Here is an 18,007-nt window from a genome sequence, read left to right on the forward strand (position 1 = left end):
CGGTTTATGGGAATGAAAAATTTAGGTTAAACGAAAAAAAGAGCAACTTCCGCAGAGTTACTCTGCGAAGGTTGCTCGGGTAATGAAGATTCATTTTATTCTTTTGAGATCCCGTATATTCGATTCTTGTTCTAAAGAACGCATTGCGAGCACCTCGAGAATCTTATCTTGGCGTTTAAGCTATATTCCCGGGTAACAAAAAGACCCATTACTCGCAAAGAGCATGGGTCCTGATACTTGTTTTTTACACGCCGCCTTGAACGCCAGCGTCCGCTTTCAGCTTCTCAGCCTTGTCTACGCGCTCCCAAGGAAGGTCGATGTCCGTACGGCCAAAGTGACCGTATGCGGCAGTCTGTGCGTAGATTGGACGGCGAAGATCCAACATTTTGATAATGCCGGCAGGACGCAGATCGAAGTTGCTTGTGATGAGCTCAACGAACTTATCTTCAGCAATTTTACCTGTACCGTAAGTGTCGACACTGATCGATACCGGTTTAGCTACGCCGATCGCGTAAGCCAATTGGATCTCGCATTTGTCGGCGAGGCCTGCAGCAACAATGTTCTTCGCTACATAGCGGGCTGCGTAAGCCGCGGAACGGTCAACCTTTGTCGGATCCTTGCCGGAGAAAGCGCCGCCGCCATGACGAGCATAGCCGCCGTAGGTGTCAACGATGATTTTACGGCCGGTAAGACCCGCATCGCCTTGCGGTCCGCCAATTACGAAACGGCCGGTAGGATTAATAAAGTATTTGGTTTGCTCATCAAGCCATTCCACTGGAACTACCGGCCTAATGACATGCTCAAGGATATCCTGTTGGATTTGCTCCAGCGAAATTTCCTCGGCATGTTGCGTCGATACTACAATGGTATCTACGCGAACCGGCTTGCCGTCCACATACTCGATTGTCACTTGCGTCTTACCATCCGGACGCAGGTAAGCAAGCGTTTCATTCTTCCGAACCTCCGACAAACGGCGGGCAATACGGTGCGAGAGAGCGATCGGAAGCGGCATAAGCTCAGGCGTCTCATTCGTTGCGAAACCGAACATCAAACCTTGGTCGCCTGCACCGATATCTTCGTTCTCCAGCTTCATGTCCTTGCCTTCGCGGGTTTCAAGGGCTGCGTTAACGCCTTGGGCGATATCAGCCGATTGTTCATTCAACGAAGTAAGTACCGCGCAAGTCGTGGAGTCAAAACCGTATTTGGCGCGAGTATAACCAATTTCCTTAATCGTACGGCGCGCGATTGCCGAAATATCTACATAATCCGCGCGGCTGCTAATTTCTCCAATAACCAGAACAAGACCCGTTGCTACAGAAACTTCACAAGCGACACGCGCATATGGATCTGCTTCCAGGAATGCATCCAAGACAGCATCTGAAATCTGGTCGCATATTTTATCGGGATGGCCTTCCGTAACTGATTCCGATGTGAACAAGTGGCGTCCTTTGACCGACATCCGTATCAACCTCCTACAACCTTAGTATGTTATAAGTGCAGACGTTCTACACAAAAAATGAACCTTTCCCCGAAGGAAAAGGTTGTTAGACAACTCTTCTAAAACAGTATGATACCGAAAATGTCGCTTAGTGTCAATGGACGCCGGTTTTCAAGCTACAATTGGTATCCGTTTAGAACGCTCTCCGCTTGAGCAACAAGCCTCTTCGTGATCTCGCCGCCAACCGATCCCGCTTGGCGCGTCGACAACGTAGACCAATGCACGCTCTGTCCGCCGCCTGCGCTTGATGCAGCTCCCAGTTCGCCGGCAAATTCCGTATCCATGCTTCCGCCTGCAATACCGCCAGACGTTAACCCAAATTCAGCAGCGATTTCATATTTCATTTGATTCAATGCCGATTTACTGGTAGGTACTACCACTTTATTCGAACGACTCATAAATGACACCTCCATAATGTAAGAACACAATACTATTGTGTATCCATCCCTTACATTTGAAGCGTATAATCTATTGTCAGTCCGGGGAAAATGTAGTACGACTCCCATATTACTGGATGGTATAGCTGCCTCTTATCAAAACAGTCAATCCATTCTTCTGCGCGGGATCAGGCAAAATGCCGCGGCCTTCACGCGGGAACAACAGCAGGTGGTTCGTCGGAACCGCTTTGCCTTTCGTTAATTCACTGCCGGCCGTTAAATCCGCAATACCATTCGCGTCCGAGCTATAAGCAATAGCCTTACCCACGCGAACGATGACCTCCGTTCCCTGTCCTGCCATCAGCGTCTTGCCTGCCGGAATAGCTACAACCTCCAACGAGGCTTCAGAAACCGTACCAGAACCGCCATCAGAAGACCCTCCGCCTGTATTGCCGCCGGCCCCTAATTTAGCCAACTGCTCATCGACATAACTTTTCGTCACTACAGGATCCTCGACGGAGCCTGGCGTTAATGCCGTATTTGCATTACTCGTATTAGATGTAAGAGTACCGATACCAATACCAAATGCCAGAATGGCTGCACCAAATGCAGCGCGTTTTAAAGCTTTGTTCATATGTATTCTCCTCTCTACCGCAAAAAAAATCGGGCACCTCTGTTAAAGATACCCGATTAGTGGTTGGTTGGTCTAGTATTTCTTAAAAGATATTAATAGGTTACATTCGGATCTGCCCAGTTGAAATATGGCGACCATGTAATGTTCTTAGATACTAACTTCTTCTTATACCCGTTAATCTCTTCATAGATATTAAGTGTGAACGTTTTGGAGACTAATTTATTGGTCATATCCTCATTAATTCTAGTATAATTGCTGCTGTCTGACTTCCATACATAATTACCTGTTGCCGCATCAATTTCAAACGGAAGCTCAAGCATTTTGATATTTGTTGATTCATCCTCAAGTGCAATTGTAAACTTTTTATTCGTGAACCCATCATAATTCGCATCTCGAGCAACAGTACTATTGAGATCTAATTTAATAAATTCCCCATCTAAGTGAGCAATAATCGAAGTAAAGTTAATCGTATAAGGACCTACTTTAATGTCGCTAAGCAATGTAGTTGCTTTCACGTCTTCGGGTAAACTAAACTTTGCAGATTTTACAAAACCTAATACATCCGCTTCGTTAGATTTAACCAAACCTTTGTCATTAAACGCTAGCCCTAATACTAAATTAGCACCTGTTAAGTCTGTATTTTTCGGTACTTCCGCAGTAACAATAATTTGTTCTTTTTTCCCGGTATTGATCGTGTTGGTAGTCTTAGTGATTTTCGTATCAAAAACATTATTAGAAGCTGTTTGTAAGTAACCAGCTAAATTCAAAGTTGCAAGAGGTTTATTTTGATTGTTTGTGACGTCCATATAAATCGTATAAAGATTATTATTTTGACCTTCATATACGCGTACATCTGTTACTTGTGCTGTTGCATTCTCACCATATTCTTTGATTTCGAATGTGGATCCAATTGCGATATTTGCAGGAGTCGTTGAAGTAGATGTTTTAAGATCAGCAAGTTCTGTTTTCTTTTCTCCTTCAACCTCATACAATTTGAACTCTAAGTTCGACGTATTCAATGTACTTGGAACTGAACTGTAATAATAGGCAGTTACCGTCGATTTTGCTCCAATTACAATTTCTTTCGATAAAGGAATTAGAGTGGTATCTACTTCGACACTGTCGTCTACAAAGAATGCGCCTGTAATATTTGGCAATGGTGCAGACTTCGCGCCTTTATTCGTAATGGAGAGTACTCCAACGATATTATCATTGGATTTCCACGGTGTTTTTTCAATGGAATTCATCTGGATTTCGTAAGAATTGTCACCGTTTATATATTCATATTTCACTGCGGAAGATCCATTATTCGACGGCGCTTTTAATCCAAGCTGGAATTTAGCGACTGGAACATTTACTAAGGAAGCTGCCTCTCCGAATGATTGAGCTGCGATTAATTTCATCCCCGATGTCTTGATTGAAACAGGAAGCTCCACGTTAAGTTTTAGAGTTTCTAATATCTGTGGTCTAAGGGTAATGCTCTGTCCGCTTTCTGTATTTGATTCCAATTTATATATGGCTCCGTTTGAAGCCTGTATATAAAAATTGAAATTGGAAAGACTTACAGTGAATTGTCCTGTATTACGCATGACCAATTCAATGTTAATCTCATTATTTTTACTACCTGCAGAAATGATTGATTTATTTACTCGCATATTAACATTTGTACCATTCATTTTAACTGGTTTAAAGCCATTCACCTTCACATCATTCGTATAGGTTGATGGGAATTTAAAATTCGCTACCGCTCTTTCGTAGCCTGCAACCGAGAAGTCAAACTTAATGACTTTTAATATCAAATTGGACAATGGCACATTACTTGCTATATCGCTGTAATAAGTAAGAGTTACGCTTGTCTTCGATGGAACTGTCTTTTTCGTCTTATCGCTTTCCACCAACTGAAGTGTATATTTGCTGCCAGCAGTTGACGATAATCTTGCCCAGTAATCCTGCAAGTTAATAGCTGCTGCGTCACCATTATAGAAAGTTACTGTAAAGCTTGCCGTGGTTCCTTTACTGCTTGGAATAATATCTGCGCTTTCGAGCTTAACGTACGATTTGGATGTTATGTACACCGGTTTAATTACATTTGTACTTGCTGCATAACTAGTACTGATCACAGCTGGCAATAGCAACGACACAACAAGTGACACAATTAGTGCTGCAAAGAACATGGTTTTACTTTTTCGTTTTAACATCTGCACATTTTTCACTCCGCATCTTTTTTTTATATAGACGCAATTCACCTGCAATAAGTTTCGTTTAATCCAAAAATTAAACGAACCTGTCGGATTATCGCTTATCTGATAATTATAATGCATCAGTGTGAACTTCATATGAACAAGCTTTCTTAATTAAACAAAAAAAGAACCGGTGGATAATCCCACCGGTTCTTCAAAAAATTCAATTATTAGTTGAATTTTTTGATGGATACTGCTTTAGCTACAGCAAGACCTGCAACTTTGTTATCAGCATCGGCGCCTACAGCTACATCATAAGAAGCAGCAGCATTGTAGTATGCGGATGTGAGGTCATACAGACCACCAATTGTTACGTTGTTATCTTTGTCAATTACGTAGACAACAGTGTCACTGTTGATTACATATTCAACGCCGCTAACAGTCAGTTTGTTAGAAGCAACATCAACTGCTCCAACTACATCAGCGTAACCAACAAGAGCAATAGTGTTGATCGTACCGATATTAGCTGCAACTGTGTCAGACAGTTTTACAAATGGCTTGTTAGCTGGTTTGTAAGTTGTAGCAGCACCTGCATTAGCTGCAGTGTAAACAGCTTCTGTTACAGATACTGTCTCAGACTTACCATTGATGTCCAGAGTTACCGCATAAGAAGTACCTGCAGTAGTCTCAACTTTGTAAGCACCTGTGAAGATACCGTATTTAGTTGCAGCTTTATCAGCAGCAGCTTTATCAGTGATCAATACATACTTAGCGAATGTACCGTCACCAATTACGTGTACTTTGTAACCTTTTGCAAGCGATGCATAATCAACTTTAGTTACTTTACGATCGGAAGCAGTAGCTACACTAGCTTTAGTAGCATCGAATACTACAGTGTTAGCATTAACATTGTAAGTACCATCAGTATCTACTTTCAATGTTGTGTCTGTTTTTTCTGTAATTGCTTTACCAACCAATGCTACATCAGTACCAGCTTTAACTTGCTTGATAGTACCGTTAGTGTTAAATTCCCACTCAACAAATTTACCAACAAACATATCAGCTGCAGCTTGATCAGCGAATACCGCTTTATCAACATTTACAGTGATAGTTTTGTCTTCTTTGATCGAGTAGTACTTGATTTGGTCTTTTGCATTTGTTGGGTCATAGATACCATTTTCGATAACTACAACATCGTTTTTCAGTTCAAGGATAACAGCGTTTTTGTTATCAGCTGCGCCAGGAACAAGCAGTTCAGCTTTAACAATTTTCTTGTCGCCGTTCAGGATCAATTTGTACTCAGCGTCTTTAGTAAGATCCAAAGAGTTGCTAAGTGCTTTGTAATCAATACCAGCAACAGTGTACGCTACGGAACCGTCAAATTGTGGTTTCTTAGCTTCAATTTTACCAGTTACTACCTCACGAGTTGCAACGATTTTCGAAGCAAGTTTAGCAGAGTTATGAACAATGTTCAGAACGTCGTCTTTAGCAAGATCAGTCAAAGCTTTAGCTTCGCCATTGATCGTTACTACAGTGCTTGCATCAACATCTACTGCACCTTGGTTCGTGATTACACGTTGTTTAGCAGTTGCGTTAGCAGCAACGATGGAATCGAACAAGGAATCTTTAACATCGTACTTGGAAGCTACGATCGCACGAGCGTTACCAGCTTTGTTCAAGTAAACCGTTACGTCGGAACCACTAGCAATTGTGTAGCTAGCAGTAGTAATAACGTCACCGTTTAGTGCGACAAAAGCAGTTGGTTCGATATATACGCTCTCCAGTACTGTAGAACCTTGTTTTACTGTTACGCGAGTACTAGCTTGTGTGAGCTCAGCGTTCAATGTACCTGTTTGAGCGCTATCTTCGCTTTGGGAATCAGTGATTGCCAAAACTTTCTTAGGATCATCGTTGTTATAAAGAACAGATACACTGTGACCAAGAAGATCGCCGAGTTTCTTACCACCAGTGATAATGTAGTTAGAAGCAAGCGTTTTTTGGCCAGATGCGAATGTAATTTTGTTGTTGGAAATAGAGATTCCTTTAACGACTTCAGTAGTCGATGTTCCAAGTTTGGAAATCAGAATAACCGCGTTTCCATCCTTATCGTATTGACCAACGAAACGCTCGGAGTCAGCATCCCATTCAACAAGCTGCTCGTTCAGACCGTTGTTAACGATTTGAGCTACAACGCCGCGGCTTGCAAGAGTACCTGGCTCGATTGTAACTTTCGCGAACAAACCGATATCTTCTGCTTTAACCAGTACGTTGTACGGCCAAGCGCCCATCAGGTTTTTGTCTTGGAAACCAACAGCGCGAGTGATGATTGCAACTACTTCTTCAAACTTGACGTTGTCGCTTGGACGGAAGTTGCCGTTGTAACCTTGAATGAAGCCTTTTGTTGCTGCTACGTTGATGTAACCAGTGTACCAAACGTTAGTTTTAACGTCTTTAAACGTAGACTTAACGTTTTGCATCAAAGCTGCAGCGTTTTTACCGCCAGTTGCTTCAACAACGATTTTCGCCAATTCTGCACGAGTGATGTTGTTGTTAGGTTTGAAAGTACCATCTGCATAACCTTGGATAACGCCAAGAGCTACTAGCTCCTCGATAGCGCTTTGTTCTTTAACACCTACTGCGTCAGAAGGTGTTGCTGCGAATGCTGGCACCGCTGTAGGAAGCACAAGCGCTGTTGCCAATACGAATGCTGCTAATTTTTTCTTCATAACCTTTGTTGTTCCTCCTCTAAATTGCTTCGGTTGTTGAGAGTTTTCTTTAGAAACTAATGAATTGCTCGTTTCCCTCATAGCCGATTCACCCCCTTTCCAGAGTTGAGCATGGAATTGATATAAATGATGTCTACAATCATGATAAACCCTTTTGTAAAATCATGTTGTAGAAACTTGTAAAATTTGTGTGAAAAATGCTAGAGTCGCTTGACCACTATAACATTATACAATGGGCTACCCTCATCGTAAAGAGGAAGTTGAGAATTCATTCCAATTTCCATCGAGTTATGTAGGACTCGCGAAGCATTTCATTCGTTTTTGACAACGTCATGTAATTAAACGCATCCCAGTTCAAAAAGTTGCGATGATTTTAAAAAGTTTTTTTATTGCCCGACTTTCCTCACTCCTTATGTATCCGGCGTCGTTCGTATGCCACTTTGTTAGTATAGCTTGTTTTCATAGACAAAGTATATGCGAAAACTTTTCCATGGATAATGTTTCAGATTCGTACCGAAATAAAGAAAAACCGGCGCGGTTAGCCGGTTTTTCTAATGTTTATTTCTGTCCGTAAATCTTAGGCAGCTTCTTCAGGTCCGCCATGACTCTCGCCATGATAATTGCAGCGTCGCTGCGCAGCAGCTTGGCCTTTGGTTCGAAGACGGATCCGTTCTTCGGATTACTCGGATCGATCAGAGATCCTTGGATAAAGCCCTTCTTCTGTATGGCGATAACGGAAGGGATCGAATAGTAGTCGAAGCTTCCAGAATCCTTGAAAGCTTTATCCAGACCCGTCTTCGCTTTCTTCGCATCCGTCTCCAGCTTTAAATTTAATGCTCTGGCCAATATAACCGATGCATCCTGACGAGACAATTCAACATCCTCATCGAAGAAGCCTGGTCTTGTCCCGCGCACGAAACCTGAGCGTGCAGCGGTTTCGATATAACGGTAGTCATAAATGGAGCTTGCATTATTCGCATTCGTAATCGTCTCAGGGTAATACGTAAAATGCATATCTCCGCCATAATTTAATGGAATATCAAGCGCACGTATAATCATGCGAGTGAACTCGCCGCGTGTAACATAACGGTCTGCGCCGAATATGCCAATCGGATCGATAGCATTCATTACACCTTTCGCATAGATCGCTTCCATTGCCTCACGAGCATAAGGGTGGTCGTTAATGTCGTTATATCCTCGTGTCAGCTTGGCAGCAACATAGTAGCCAAATTTCGTAAACGGAACCGTAATGGTACGTTTTTTCTCATCTACGACGCCGCCGATGTTTTCCCATGTGCTGTTATAAGGATCGAATCGGAATACCGTAATCGTTGTTCCAGCGGTTTGTGCCACGCTTGAATCATACGAAAGTGTAAGCTCGCCTGGTTCAGTCGGCACTAATTCGCGTCCGAATTGATTCCATCTCTTCGCAAAACTATCTGTTGTTTTCCCAACAATATTCGGGAACGGGAATGGATCAGTTCCCGTTGTCACAGGATCAAATGCAGGCGATGACGCATCCGGATTGTCAGCTAGTCCGCCATCAATCCAGAACAACGGACTTGCCTTGATATATTGTCTCGCTTGATCCTGGAAGCGATAGCCGATATGCAGATTGCCTTCAGCCGTGCTGTTCGCAGAATAATTCGCCGGCTGGCTTTCGAACTCGTGACGGTCGACAATACCATCATTCGGACTGGCAATGGCGAACAAAATATCATTGCCGCTGTATACTTGTCCTGCATGACTGGAGGACGAATTGTATGAAGGCCGAACCAGCTTCGTATTGCTTTCAAATGCGAGAACAAGTTTCCCGTCAAACGCTTTATGCGTTTTTTTCATTTCCTCCAAATATTGCGCTCCAGGAATAACTGCCGGTTGATATTCCACTTCAAAGGAGTCTTTAATTTTATCCTGGCCGCGGGTAATCGTAAATTCGATTTCATTCGACTTATTTGCTTTCAAACCCTTAACGGTTAAGCTGAAGGCATCGATATATTGCGGCGTGCTTTGGCTGTAGTCAATGAATTTCACTTTCTTAGCCATTTCCTTACCAATCATTAGCGTCTCGGCTCCTGGAGAAGCAATGACAACTTCAACAAAATTTTGATTCGTCGTGCGTTTCTCAACCAAAGGAGCAAGAACCGTGTATGGAATTGATGTAGCGTCTATTTCCATCCGGTAGGTAGCTCTTGGTCCGGCTTCACCGCTGTTAAATACGGTAATTACATATACCTGTGTGCTGCCATCCTCCGGCATTTGCTGGTTAAGGATTTTGAAATAGAAGTACTGATTATCCACATCATAGAAGAAATCAATCTTCGCATCCGGTGTAGAAGCATTCTTATCAGGGCCGGAGTTGAACGGAACCGCAGCATATGGAGCTAACGGTACGCCATTCCGCGTTGGTGTGAACTCTTTGGTTAAATCCCACTTTACTTCTGTACTCCAATTCGGGGACGAAATATGAACAATGTATTGGTTTTTAGTCGCCAAATTGAAATGCCCGTTCGCAAAAGCGGTCTCGCCGCCCAAGTCCACGAAATCAAACGTTCCGTAAACATTCAAGCGCGCTTCTTTCGTCGTATAAATGCTGCCCTGCTTTGGAAAGCTCGCGTCATTTGGCAATGGCTGCGATAGATTAGCGCTGTAAGGGTAAACCCCATCCGTATTTGGTGCCGGGATGACAGGCAGATTCGTAGGAACAATGTTGAATTTTAATGTATTCTCATAATTGTTCTTCGCTGTGCGGAATACGAATTTAACCGTGTTCTCTCCGGCTTTGTTAAGTATATTGAAAATCGATTCAGCAGTTCCGCTAGGCTTAAAGGAAGTCGCGGAACCATTTGCAACTAACGGAATCTCAACATTATTAATGTAAAGAAATACAGACTGCTTATTTGTCCCCGAATCGACATATAACACTTCCGATTCATTGGCAATATTAAATAGCTGTCCATTAAATAATCCTAGCTTGTTTAACAAAATCAACGGATCCGTGTCTCTTACCGAATCATACTCAACCTTCATACCTTCAACCAATGTATTGAATTTTACATATGGTCCATATAACAGTTTCGCTATAATCGTCTTCACTTCAGATGAACCAGAAGCGTTATTAAGTTTGAAGGTAATTGAATTCGTACCGAAAGTCGGAAGTTTGCTGATTTCAACAAACAAGCGTAAAAACGGAACGGATTGATTATTTACCGTACGATAAACAATTTCGGTATGATCGATTTGTTTAAATACGGTTTGCGTACTTCCCTGGTTAATTGACAATAAATTGGTATACGCCCCATTAAGACTCGAATAGTTGCCGACCAACACCTCTACTCCCATTGGCATGGCATAAACATTAACCCCGTCACTTGGGATATCCGTCCCTTGAAGCCCTTGAAGACGTCCCGTATTAATCGAAGGCGAAGTCATTGTTGGATCGTAACCGGACAAATAATTGATATCGTAAATATAAGCTTTATTTTTATCGCGCAGGACGTACTTATTCCATTCGGACGCTTGGTATGCAGGGCCATTCGGCGCAATCAACCGGAATTGATTATCCACATCAAACGTAAGGGCTGGCATACTAAAAGTATAACTTACCGTAATGAACTTGGTGGTACTGTCAATAACGGTAGGCGAAATTGTAATTGAACCAGCATCCGGATAAGTTGAATCCGTAACCGTTTCGTTAGCCTTCTTATGTTCCCGCTTTAACATGTACTGAAGATTTGCTGCTGTAGGATCTAATGTGTTCGCTGGGGTACCGTTTAAATCCTTTAATGGAAGCGGCAGAATAACTTTGCCGACTAATTTCACATTACTAAGGTCAGTACTTGTTGTAGAAAAATTTAAGTTTTGTTCGTAGTTTACCAAAGTTGGTGTGGAGTCTTTCATTTTTAAATCATAGAAGGTAACTTCTCCATTATAAAATGCGATTTCACGTGTTGTTTCAATAATTTGGCCATTATTATGGACCTTTAGAACAACTTTATTGATCCCTTTCTGAATACTTAGCAAGGATGTACTGAAACGGCTATCGCCCGATGACGTGGAGACGTTAAATTCGTAGCTCCTTTCATTGATAACGACGGTAACCTTCTGAGCGTTCGGCGCTTTACCGGAAATAACGATTTCGCCTGTTTGTTTGATAACAGGGGCTGTAGAATACAGCATCGTCGGCTCTTCTTCAGGCATTGTGAAATCTTTATTTTCGAACGTAACCTTCAGATCATATAGCATAGGGCTGTTGCGATACTCAATGTAAATGGATTCGCTGACGGTTGATGTGCCCGCGATCCCTTTGAGCGTAATTTTGTTTAATCCGGGAAACAACGTCAGGTTAGAAATTTTAAGACTATTATCGCCTGATGTCGTAGAAATACCTGTTGTAATTTCTTGGGTTGTATTCACTTCTGTTTCTTTTGTTCCATCCCAAGTAATTTGTTTTACATTGTAGCTGATTGAGTTACCGACTACGCCATTAATCGTTCCTTCAAGCGTAACGCTTTGGCTGGATACGATCCTCGCGTTGCCGGGTCTGTCCTGCTCATTTGGAAATAGAAAATAAGACCCTGCGGCCGAAGCCTCCTGCGGGCTTCCGAACGGCGGTACCAGCGTGATGAACAGCGCCAGTGCAAGAATGAATGAAAGTACTCTTTTCAAAACTGTGTTCCTCCTTTATGTATATAACTTACATGGGTATTAGAGTAATGATCGAACCTGCGGATATTCAGCGTAATCTTTATAACCGCTTCTCCCCTTTCCTCTTAAGTCAGCCTTCATTCCTTGCAGTTAGACGCGCTGACCGCAGAAAAGTCCTGTATAGTTGTTATCGGTTCCGAGTTCCCATTTTTTTAGGTATTCGTTTAATAATTTGCCACTAGAAGAAACACCTATTGGCGTCCTTCTCAAGGAAGCAATTATTTCGCGGAGAAATTTAAGCTTACATATATGATCGAAACTTATAATTGCTTAGAATCGAATAAAGCCGCCTTTCGGCAGCCCCTGGATTGTTGGGATAAGGGGAGCGAAAGCCAGCTTTATTTGAAATTTTGAGACTAAATAATTGTATTTCCCCTGAATGAGGGATTTATTTTCACACTTTGAACCTAAACAACGATTGTCGAAGGTACTCATTACGGATTGAGCGGTATAGTTTCAATCCTCGAAACTAAGCGGCTGCGAAATCGATTGTCATCGATTTTAATTTCAGATTTTGACACTAACTTCAGCGTCATGTCACTTGATACTCATGCGCATAAAAAAAGCTCCAAGTTCCTAATGGAACTCAGAGCTCTTGCTTATTTCGAACGCGATTCCGAAGTCACTTTGAACCGAAGCCGCATGCGGTTTAAGAAATTGATAAGCGGCTTGCGCGTTTTGTCTACGATGCCGATGACCTCTGCGCCGATCTGCAGGAAGAACATCAGCATGCAAATGACGGCGAAGGTGATCCAGTTGGCTGCGCTGGACTGGACGACTGCGGATTGAACGATGGCCAGTGCGCCGAATACGGCCGCAACGCCCCAGATGATGAGAACGGTTCGGCGGTGGCTGAAGCCAAGATCGCGCAGACGGTGGTGCAAATGGCCTTTGTCCGGCGCAAAGATCGGCTTCTTGTTCACCCAGCGGCGAACGATAGCGAAGAACGTATCCGACAGCGGCACTCCGATAATAAGCAGCGGCGTTACGAACGAAACGATCGTTACCTGCTTGAACCCAAGCATGGACAGCGTCGCCAGACTGAAGCCGAGAAACAGCGAGCCCGAATCGCCCATGAAAATTTTGGCCGGGTGAAAGTTGAATACGAGAAATCCGACGATTCCGCCGAGCAGCAGCGTGCTGAGCAGGATGACCGGCTGAAAGCCCATCAAGGAGGCCATGACCACGATCGTTGCGATCGCGATGCCGGACACGCCAGCGGCGAGACCGTCCAGACCGTCGATCAAATTAATGGCGTTCGTCACGCCGACGATCCATAGAATCGTCAGCGGTATGCTGATCCAGCCTTCAATCGGCTGCATCGATTCGCCGAACGGAATGTTCACCAGGTCGATCTTCACGCCGAAGCCGAACACGACGACGCATGCCGCCGCGATCTGGCCGAGCAGCTTCACTTTGGCCGACAGCTCGAACCGGTCGTCGAACGCGCCAAGAATGATAATGATCGTACCGCCGACAAGCAGCGCATGAATCATGTTCAAATCCTGCGCGCGGAGCAAGCCTTCCGGAATGAACGGCGACACCAGGAAGAATGCTCCTACGAATGCAATATAAATAGCGAGACCGCCAAGACGCGGCATAATGCGCGTATGTACCTTGCGGTGGTTGGGTTTGTCTATTGCGCCGATTTTAAAAGCGAATTTCTTCACTAAAGGCGTCATTGCAAGAGCTAATACGAGAGCAAGAATAAATCCAATAGTATACAGCAAGCCGACTGGCATGGTGTGCAACTCCCCTTTTCCTTCTACCGAAGTGAATTATACTCCGATTGAAAAAGAAACTCCAATCCCGTTTTCAACCGATTTTCACCGATTTTTCGGGATTATTACGGTGTAACCCGAGGTTTTGTTACGTTTTCTTTGTCGCGAAGCACTTTCACGACGAATTTCGGTAAAACAAGCATCCTTTTGTACCGTTTCGGCTCTTGCAGCAGGCGGTAAAACCATTCAAGCCGAAGCTTCTGGAAAATAACCGGTGCCCGTTTCAATTTACCTGAAACGATGTCGAAGGTGCCGCCGACTCCCATAATGAGAGGCACACCAAGCCGCTGCTTATACTTGGCAATCCACGGTTCTTGCGTTTCAGCCCCGCGTGCGACAAACAACAGGTCGGGAGCAGCCTGGCGGATTGCCTCTACGACTTCCTCATCCTGTTCCGGTCCAAAAAATCCGTTGCGTACGCCGACGATCCGGACCTGCGGATATTGCAGCTGCAGCTTCTCCGCCGCCGCTTCAATAATCTCCTGCGACGTGCCCAGCAAATACGCCTTCCACCTGCGCGACTCGCCTCGCTCGAACAGCCGGTGCAGCAGTTCAAAGCCCGTTACGCGCTCCGCCACCGGATGTCCGACGTAATTCGCCGCCCAGACGACGCCTGCGCCGTCCGGCACGATCAGATCCGCGCGTCTCATCATCGCGCCGTACTTCGGATCTTCCACGGCGGCCATCACCATGATCGGATTGGCCGTTATAATATGCGTCGGCCGTCTTTCTTCTATAGCTTTCGTTAGATAATCAACCGTCTCCTCCATGTTCATTTTGGAAAACGGTATGCCGTAGATCGGCACGGTCGGTATAGTTCTAGACAAGAGGAAATCACCTCAATATGGTATGACGAAGCAATTGAACGATTTGTTGCGCCGGTTTCTGCGATTGCCGCTTCAGCAGGTCGATCGCCGGCTTGTGCGCCGCCCGCCAGTCGGCTTTGCGTTCAAGCAGCGAACAAGCCGCGCTTGCGAAAGCTTCGGCATCGAGCCGCTCAGTCGTGCCGATCGCTTCTATTCCTAATCGATGCAAAAATTGATCGATCTTCGGGTCGTAAGACAAGCCAAGCATCGGCACCATTTGGTTGGCGGCGTAAATGAGCGCATGGAGGCGCATGCCGAACAAAGCGTCGCACCGGCTGACCTCAAGCAGCATCTGCTGCGGGTCGTCGCCGGCGGCGGCCAGCTCGGCGGAGGAACCCTCGCCGAGCCGGCCGCCAAGCCGTTCCATCACCAGCTCCGACGTTTGCGCGTCGGAGGGGGTGTGGAACGGCAGGAAGCGCAGCCGCACGGGCATGCGCTTCGACAGCGCGGCCAGCGCATCCGCGGCGCGGACAAGGTCGGCGCCGTCGCTGCGCCAGCGGCGCAGGGAGACGCCGACCACCGGCGGCTCTCCCGCGCGAAGCGCGGCCGGGCCCGCTGACGCGGCGCCGGCCGGCAGCGGCAGCCCCATGACCGGATCGGGTACTACCTCGATCCGGTCCACAGGCACGCCGATCCGCCCGAGCAAAGCGGCGGATTCGGCGTCCCGCACCGAAACATACGCGCTGCGCTTCATGACGCCGCGAATGAGCGGATCCATCCAGCGGCGGTTTACGGGGCCGATGCCCTGCGAATAAGCGAACGTCGGCTTGCCGAGCAGCTGGGCGAGCTTCATGACGCCCGTATAATACGGGATCGTCTTCGCGCTCGTCGCGTCCTGCAGCAGGCTGCCTCCGCCGCTGATCAGTCCGTCGCTGCCCCGCAGCGCCTTCCACAAATCGCCGGGGTGCATGCGGCGCACCGCCTCCACGCCGTACATCCGGCTCGTCCATGCCGGATCAGCCGACAACACGACGGGCTGCACCTGCACGTCCTGCGCATGGCCCTGCTCTTCCAATGCAAGAAGGATCGATCTAAGCACCGCTTCGTCGCCGCTATTGTGAAAGCCGTAATAACCGGAGATGACTATTCGGCGAACTTGCGAATGATGGCCGGTGCCCATTTGCGTAAAGCTCCTTCCACTAACTGCCATGCCAGAATCAGAATGCAGCCGATCACGATGCCTGCACCAAGTCCGAGCAGCACGCGAATAATCGAAATATAGAGCGGCGTATGGATATGCGCGAACGTATCCACCATCGACAGTTGGCCGATCGAACCGATAATGACCAGCAACCATGCCGCGCGGTAACGAAGGGACAGGAATAAGCCCAGAAGCAGCAGCGGATGCGCCAGCAAAAACTCCTTGAAGCGCGGACGGACGCCGAAGGTAGACTCCAGCCAACCGCGGATTAAGAGCTCGATGGACGATACCTGTCCGGCATTGCCCGTACGCGACAGATAGTAATAACCGATGGCGCCGATAACGGCCGCCAGCAATATCCAGGTCAACGTAATCGGCTTTGATAAAATGTCGCGCAGCTTGCCGATCGATAGTTGTCCGTTATAAAGGAAGACATACACCGCGACAAGCGCGATCGGAGCAAGATGCAGCAGACTTACGCCACGGAATTGCTCCAGTACCAGGCTGTACGTAATGTTATTCAACAGCCCGAACACCATCGGCACAGCCATTAAAGAAATTAACGTAGCAACGACAAACCAATTTATCGCAATGCCGAAGCGGCGCCCGGTCGTCAAGGCCGGGAACACCCAGCTCATGCGCCCGCCGTTGTCGTATACCGCACCCGGCTGGTGAAGCGCCTTCGAGGACTGACTGCGGCCAACCGACCAATCGGTTCCGCCGATCATCCGTCTCTCGCCGATCGTTCGCGAATAAATCCGGTTCATGACCCATACGAGTCCGAGCGTCGGTGCGCTAATGGCTGCCCCGAGCGCAAGCGCCTGCTCCATGATGGAGCTGTTCATCACATATAAGCCTGCGCTGCCGGCGATGCCAAGCAGAAACACGGGAATATACACGCCCGGAACAAATGCGCCTGCCAATAAAGCAATCAACGCAACCGCGCCTATAGCGACAATGCCTCGCAGAGGCTTGGACCAGGAAGGCTGATCGAATTCAAACGGCTGCGGCGTGCCTGGCTCGAAGCCGGCTTCCGCAAGCGTAGCCGCAACGCCGTTCTCGCCTTTCATCGTTTCGCTGAGCTTGTCCACGGAATGAACGTATTTGGCTTTTTCCGTATTGCTTTGAATCGTCCCGTTCAGGAAGAACATGCGAATATTCCGGTCCTTCGCCGCCAGCAGGAAGCGGTCCGTAATCGCGCCGGGAGACATTTCGAGTCCATCCTTCTCGGACAAGGAATACAGTCTTACTACATTATAATTTGTAAGATATGCTAATTTATTTATGCCCTTTTGAGGTTTTTTCAAATTTTCGATCGTTGCGATGCCGATATTGTATTTATTCAACAGCTCTGCGAAGCCATCCAAGCTCTTCAGCTCGGCCTGATCGGATGCGCCCTTCACCGTATCGCCGTCGAATAATACGCGGTTTACCCCAAGCTCGCTCAAGCTTCCCAGAAGCATGTCCATCTCATCTTGGTCATACGGCCGCATCCGATCCGAAAATCTCGGCAAAATACGCAAGCCTGCATTTTGAATCGCTTCAAGCGACATCGGATCGAACGTCATCGTTTTCATAAGCGATTCCGCTACCGGCAGTTCCACGACGATGCCGTTCCGTCCGTCAAACGTCCAGCTCGTGTAGGCCGCATCGATATGATCGAAGGCCTCGCGGACAATCGGTCCGACCTTTTCTTCTTCTTCCGGTCCATTAAATAAGATATAAGTGAAATTTTGTCTCACCGGTTCAAACTTGCCCTGAAGCAGCGCCGCATCCCGCGAGTTGTAATAGGTCAGCCTGCCCGATTGCAACAGCTCCTTCAATGAGCTCTCGTATACCGCCATCGTTGTAACGCCGGATTTCTTAAGCAGCTCCAAATGCTCGGTCACAAACTCCTGCGGACTCGCTTGAAGCTCGGAAATTTCGATGATATCGCGGTAGTCGAACACATACTCGACTTGCTTCGAGCCTCTCTCCATCTCCATCCGTACAGCGCCTAGCGGGAGTGCCGCCGCGACGCCCAGCAAGGCAATGATCCATAATGCCGTTTTTGCCCGCCGATTCCATTGCTGCCATCGTAAAAACACGAAATTCCTC

At 46.5% G+C, this 18,007-nt stretch carries 10 protein-coding genes; all 10 read right to left on the bottom strand.

Annotation, left to right across the window (positions count from 1 at the left end; all coding sequences use genetic code 11):
• Positions 1-244: 244 nt before the first annotated feature.
• The 10 genes from metK to H581_RS0100340 all read right to left on the bottom strand — a co-directional run bounded on the left by metK (position 245) and on the right by H581_RS0100340 (position 17,997).
• Positions 245-1,459 carry a methionine adenosyltransferase gene (gene metK / locus H581_RS0100295; protein ID WP_028608253.1) on the bottom strand — a complete coding sequence of 405 codons (1,215 nt, stop codon included), beginning with the start codon at positions 1,457-1,459 and terminating at the stop codon, positions 245-247.
• A 155-nt stretch (positions 1,460-1,614) separates the two neighbouring features.
• Positions 1,615-1,896: an alpha/beta-type small acid-soluble spore protein gene (locus tag H581_RS0100300; RefSeq protein ID WP_028608254.1), complete on the bottom strand. Its 282-nt coding sequence runs from the start codon at positions 1,894-1,896 to the stop codon at positions 1,615-1,617.
• Between the two features lie 109 nt (positions 1,897-2,005).
• Positions 2,006-2,509: a hypothetical protein gene (locus H581_RS0100305; RefSeq protein WP_028608255.1), complete on the bottom strand. Its 504-nt coding sequence runs from the start codon at positions 2,507-2,509 to the stop codon at positions 2,006-2,008.
• Positions 2,510-2,601: 92 nt separating this feature from the next.
• Positions 2,602-4,713, bottom strand: a complete 2,112-nt coding sequence (locus tag H581_RS0100310; protein WP_156889460.1) for a hypothetical protein — start codon at positions 4,711-4,713, stop codon at positions 2,602-2,604.
• Positions 4,714-4,919: 206 nt separating this feature from the next.
• Positions 4,920-7,496, bottom strand: coding sequence for an S-layer homology domain-containing protein (locus H581_RS0100315; RefSeq protein ID WP_084134396.1), 2,577 nt, complete (start codon positions 7,494-7,496; stop codon positions 4,920-4,922).
• 477 nt (positions 7,497-7,973) lie between these two features.
• On the bottom strand, positions 7,974-12,083 hold the full coding sequence (locus H581_RS0100320) for an S-layer homology domain-containing protein (RefSeq protein ID WP_028608258.1): 4,110 nt from the start codon (positions 12,081-12,083) through the stop codon (positions 7,974-7,976).
• Positions 12,084-12,721: 638 nt separating this feature from the next.
• Positions 12,722-13,864, bottom strand: a complete 1,143-nt coding sequence (locus H581_RS0100325; RefSeq protein ID WP_028608259.1) for a glycosyltransferase family 4 protein — start codon at positions 13,862-13,864, stop codon at positions 12,722-12,724.
• 104 nt (positions 13,865-13,968) lie between these two features.
• Positions 13,969-14,679, bottom strand: a complete 711-nt coding sequence (locus tag H581_RS0100330) for a WecB/TagA/CpsF family glycosyltransferase (RefSeq protein WP_156889468.1) — start codon at positions 14,677-14,679, stop codon at positions 13,969-13,971.
• Between the two features lie 58 nt (positions 14,680-14,737).
• Positions 14,738-15,889, bottom strand: a complete 1,152-nt coding sequence (gene csaB / locus H581_RS0100335; protein ID WP_028608261.1) for a polysaccharide pyruvyl transferase CsaB — start codon at positions 15,887-15,889, stop codon at positions 14,738-14,740.
• Entirely contained in the window at positions 15,853-17,997 is a 2,145-nt protein-coding gene (locus H581_RS0100340) for a DUF5693 family protein (protein WP_028608262.1), read from the bottom strand. The genes csaB and H581_RS0100340 overlap by 37 nt, the downstream gene beginning before the upstream one ends.
• Positions 17,998-18,007: the final 10 nt, after the last annotated feature.

This window comes from Paenibacillus harenae DSM 16969, from assembly GCF_000422465.1.
Lineage (GTDB): Bacteria > Bacillota > Bacilli > Paenibacillales > Paenibacillaceae > Pristimantibacillus > Pristimantibacillus harenae.

Excerpts from the sequence above, each read along its gene's own strand:
- H581_RS0100305 (WP_028608255.1), bottom strand. The coding sequence starts at position 2,509 with ATGAACAAAGCTTTAAAACGCGCTGCATTTGGTGCAGCCATTCTGGCA.
- metK (WP_028608253.1), bottom strand. The coding sequence starts at position 1,459 with ATGTCGGTCAAAGGACGCCACTTGTTCACATCGGAATCAGTTACGGAA.
- H581_RS0100330 (WP_156889468.1), bottom strand. The coding sequence starts at position 14,679 with ATGAACATGGAGGAGACGGTTGATTATCTAACGAAAGCTATAGAAGAA.
- H581_RS0100300 (WP_028608254.1), bottom strand. The coding sequence starts at position 1,896 with ATGAGTCGTTCGAATAAAGTGGTAGTACCTACCAGTAAATCGGCATTG.
- H581_RS0100325 (WP_028608259.1), bottom strand. The coding sequence starts at position 13,864 with ATGCCAGTCGGCTTGCTGTATACTATTGGATTTATTCTTGCTCTCGTA.
- H581_RS0100315 (WP_084134396.1), bottom strand. The coding sequence starts at position 7,496 with ATGAGGGAAACGAGCAATTCATTAGTTTCTAAAGAAAACTCTCAACAA.
- csaB (WP_028608261.1), bottom strand. The coding sequence starts at position 15,889 with ATGGGCACCGGCCATCATTCGCAAGTTCGCCGAATAGTCATCTCCGGT.